This window comes from Paraburkholderia rhizosphaerae, assembly GCF_004366595.1.
Lineage (GTDB): Bacteria > Pseudomonadota > Gammaproteobacteria > Burkholderiales > Burkholderiaceae > Paraburkholderia > Paraburkholderia rhizosphaerae.
The window spans coordinates 1-3927 of record NZ_SORE01000061.1 but is presented as its reverse complement, the minus strand read 5'-3'; the positions used below and the strand labels follow the sequence as shown (position 1 = coordinate 3927).

Sequence of the window (3927 nt, the reverse complement as noted above, 5' to 3'; positions counted from 1 at the left end):
AGACCGTCCAGGATCGCCTGGTCGCTGCTCGAGATCACCGCGCCCTTCAGATCCGTGTTGCCCTTCACATTGATCTGGAAGCCACCATCGCCAGCATGAATACCCGACTGCCCGGTCACGCTCGCGTAGTCGCTGTTCATCTTCTCCTGGCTGAAATTCGCCGCCACGCTCGAACCGCCATAGCAGATCGGCGGCACGCAGACACTGATCGACACCCCGCCGCTCACCTGCTTCGAGTCATAGTGGCTCACATCCTGCAGACTCGCGATGTTCAGGTCTCCGCCCACGTTCGCAACCACGTGCTGCGCATCGGCCACCGCGCCGATCAGGCTGGTATCGCCACCCGATTGCAACGTCAGCGTGTTCCCCGCCGAAACATGCGTGTTCGTCCACGTCGTGTCGCTGCCGTTGCCGTTGCCCTTGGTGCCCGACACGCCCAGCTGGAACGAAAGGCCGTTCTGCTGTCCCAGGCTCAACGTCGCACCGATACTGGCGCTCGACCCACTGTTCGTGCTCGACACGCTATCGGTGTTCTGCGCCGCATGAAGGTTGATATCGCCTGCGGCAATCAGCGTCGTGTTATTGCCAGCGGACAGATTGCTGCCGATCACGTTGATATCGCTGTCCGCTCCTCCGCCAGCCGCCGCAATCGTCAGGTTATGCCCGGCAGTGACCGAACTGCCAGCCGCAGTGCTCGACGACGCGTTCGAATTGCTATTGCTATGACTCGTGCCGAGCGACACGCTGATACCGATCCCGCCCACAGCCGATGGATTGGCTGCCACCGCATCGATCGCATTCTTCACCGCCAGCCCGGTCGTCGCAGCAGCGAGCGCTTCAAGCCGCGCATCGCCATTCGTGTGTTTCACATCCTGCCGCATCTGGTTCGCGGTCATCGCCGCGGCAATCACCGGGTTGCTGATGCCCGCGGTAATCGCAGTCTGGCTGAACGACTGCTGCTCGCTCTGACTGAACGTGTTGATCGCCGAGTCGATCGTCACCGTCCGGCCGGCCAGCCCCATATCGTTCGCCGCATACAGAACCGCGTCCGTCGCATGCAGATCGTTCCCGGCCACCACCGTCAGATTGCCGTTCACCGAACCGATCATGCTGCTGTTGTTGGTCACCTGCGTGATCTGCTGCGCGTCGGTCGTCTTGCGCACGCCGATGCTATAACCCTGCAGCCCGCCGTCCAGCTGGTTCAGCGCGGTCAGCCCCGACAGGACCTATTGTTCTCGTTACTTAAACCTTATGGAGCCGGAAATTTCCACTTCGGAACAGCCCTCCTTCCAGGCCAGCCTTAACGCAATGGGTGATGAGCGACAAAAACCGGTGCATTCCATCTTGGCGTAGAGATAAAATTCGTGTGTTTAACAACGGTTCCATCCTGACGTGTAGCGACCAACCGACTTGCCCTGACCAATGAACACAGACGATAAGCGACTCGACGAGATCAGCAAATATCTTAGCTACGTACTTCGCCATGAGCCACAGGCCATCGATTTGTGCCTAGATACGGAAGGGTGGGCCAGTATTGATTCCTTGATTGCCGGCGCAGCCAAGAATGGACGCCATCTCGATCGAACAACAATTCAAGCGGTTGTCGCGAACAACGACAAGAAGAGGTTTGCCATTTCCGACGATGGTCAACGAATCCGTGCTGTACAGGGTCACTCCACAACAGCCGTACGACGCAAACACGCGGAAGAGGAACCGCCCGAGGTTCTGTATCACGGCACTGCAACGCGCTTTCTGGAATCAATCCGTGAACAGGGACTGAAGGCAGGCTCGCGCCACCACGTACACTTATCGCAAGATATACCCACGGCTATAGCCGTCGGCCAACGATACGGCAAATCTGCGGTCCTTGAGATTCAAGCAAGGAGAATGCATCAACAAGGCTTCAAGTTCTTCTTAGCAGAGAACGGCGTTTGGCTAACCGATGCCGTCCCTGCTGAATTCCTCGGCACGCTTAAGCTCAGTTTCTGAGCACAGCCCCTTCCGCTAATGCGACCAACAAGCGGTTCTCCGCTAAAAACACGATGCCGTAATGCCGAACCACACGCGAACCGCCATAATGTTGTGTCCAGGCAATGGCCGCTTCCGAGTCAGGATATTCGACCAACGCGCCTCGTAAGATGGACGCTGCCTCGCCATCTCTGAGGTCAACCATAGAAGGTCCCGGAAACGATTGAACATAGAATGAGCAAACAGAAGTAAAGCACAACTCCCGTTCACATAAACCGTTTTCTCCGTCGTATGCGACGGTAACTACCAGATCCCCCCCCTCCGTCCGAAACGTTACATCGCTCTCGCCGTACCCCGGGAGCCACTCGTAAGGATTAAATATCTCGACGCTGCGACCGATCTTCATCTTTTCGACCCTTGCGGCACGTTCGGTGTGCCCGTTGGAGGTAAATTGTTTCGCACAAGTTGATCAGCAGCTAAGTCATCGTACGTTTTGCCAGATGGCATGTTTGGCACCTGTACCCCAGTTTGGTCCGTACCATACCATTGCGACTTCGGGATCCCTGCGCGACTCAACGCGACGGAAGTACGTGTGTTCAATATCAGTTTCGTTCCATCTGCCGAAACAACGTAATCGACAGGTACTTGCCTTGGGCTGATCAGACCGCTTTTGATAGCCGCCGCCAAATCGTCGACGGTATTGATCGGCACCCCAGCAAGTTTGCTGTATTTTGCCACCCCATCAACACTGAACTTCTCAGCCGCATTTATCGCTGATTGTGCGAAATTTGCATCTGCGACAGACCCGCGCACTGCACTGCTTGCGGCTCCGCCTGCCTTTACCACCCCTCCCTCAACAATTACCCCCGGCGTAATCGAATTCGTCGCAATCGCCGCCGCCGTCTCCGCCGTAATAATGCCAGCATTCACCGCTGCAGCCGGATTCGCCAACGCCAGCGCCAACGCCTCCGGCGCCAGCCCCGCCAGCGCGGGCACCGCCGCCACCATCGCAGCCGCGGTCATGCCACCGGCCACAATCATCGTGGCATTACCGCTCGCCTCATTCATCTGGTTCTGCACCTGAATGAGCAGCTTCACCTGCTCGTCGGTGCACGTGCCCGTCGCACAGTACGTCTTCACCAGATCAACCGACAGCGGATTCTTCTTCGTCCCAGGAAAGCCGACCTGATTGTTCTCCACCTCGATCTGCGACGCGCCCGTTGCCGCAGCGGCATTCGCCCCGCTCGCACCCATCCCCGCTGCCACACCCGCAACCAGACTGGCGACCAGATTCTCGCGAGCCAGCCGTTCCTCGGCCGTCATGTTGTCCGTCGGCTTCAGCAGACTGCCGATCAGTGAGCTGGCCGCCGCCCCCATCGCACCCGCGCCACAACTCGCACCCGCGCCCGCGCCCGCCGCACCCGCGCAGCCCACAATCGCATGCAATGCCGCGCGCGCCGCTTCGCCTTGCGGCGTCTTGTCCAGTTCCAGTGTCGTGATCAGTTGCTTGACCTGCGCCGCACCAAGCTGCTGCACATACGCGACCGCCGCCGCCTGCGCATACTGTCCCATGCCACCGGTCACATTCCCGCCTGCCGCGACCGTTAGCGCGGTCAGTACCTGACGATACTCACCGCCAGGCCCCCACTCCTTGTTGAGCTGATCCGCCAGTTTCTGCGCTTCAGCCCTTTGCTCCGGCGTCAGGTTCGGATCGGTCGCTGCCTTCTTCGCCGCATCCGCCTCCTTCGCCCGGTTATTGACGAACGTGCCAACCTGATTGATGAACTGGCTGGTGATATCAAACCCCGCCTCGATCTTGTCCTTGTCGAAGATCGGTGCAATGGTTCCCTGGGTATCCGTTGTATCGCGACTGATACCAGCAACCGCTTCCTCCGCGGTCTGCCCGGTCAGCTGCTGTTGCTTGACGCCATCGGTAATGGTGATGGCGCCGCCGCTTAT

Annotated in this window: 3 protein-coding genes and 1 pseudogene; 1 reads left to right on the top strand and 3 read right to left on the bottom strand. The window is 58.9% G+C overall.

Annotated features, from left to right (window positions below; genetic code table 11):
- The coding region (locus BX592_RS33465; protein WP_243849858.1) for a hemagglutinin repeat-containing protein at positions 1-1163 on the bottom strand (1163 nt) is incomplete at its 3' end.
- 259 nt (positions 1164-1422) lie between these two features.
- Here BX592_RS33465 and BX592_RS33460 point away from each other — a divergent pair.
- Positions 1423-1989, top strand: coding sequence for an RNA 2'-phosphotransferase (locus BX592_RS33460; protein WP_134197611.1), 567 nt, complete (start codon positions 1423-1425; stop codon positions 1987-1989).
- Here the strand turns inward: BX592_RS33460 and BX592_RS33455 are convergent.
- Entirely contained in the window at positions 1979-2374 is a 396-nt protein-coding gene (locus BX592_RS33455; protein WP_134197610.1) for a hypothetical protein, read from the bottom strand. The two genes, BX592_RS33460 and BX592_RS33455, sit on opposite strands and share 11 nt — an antisense overlap.
- A pseudogene (locus BX592_RS34810) lies at positions 2371-3927 on the bottom strand (hypothetical protein); the annotation flags it as partial. The pseudogene BX592_RS34810 and the gene BX592_RS33455, both read right to left, overlap by 4 nt.

Coding starts and splice junctions, on each gene's coding strand:
- BX592_RS33460 (WP_134197611.1), top strand. CDS start 1,423: ATGAACACAGACGATAAGCGACTCGACGAGATCAGCAAATATCTTAGC.
- BX592_RS33455 (WP_134197610.1), bottom strand. CDS start 2,374: ATGAAGATCGGTCGCAGCGTCGAGATATTTAATCCTTACGAGTGGCTC.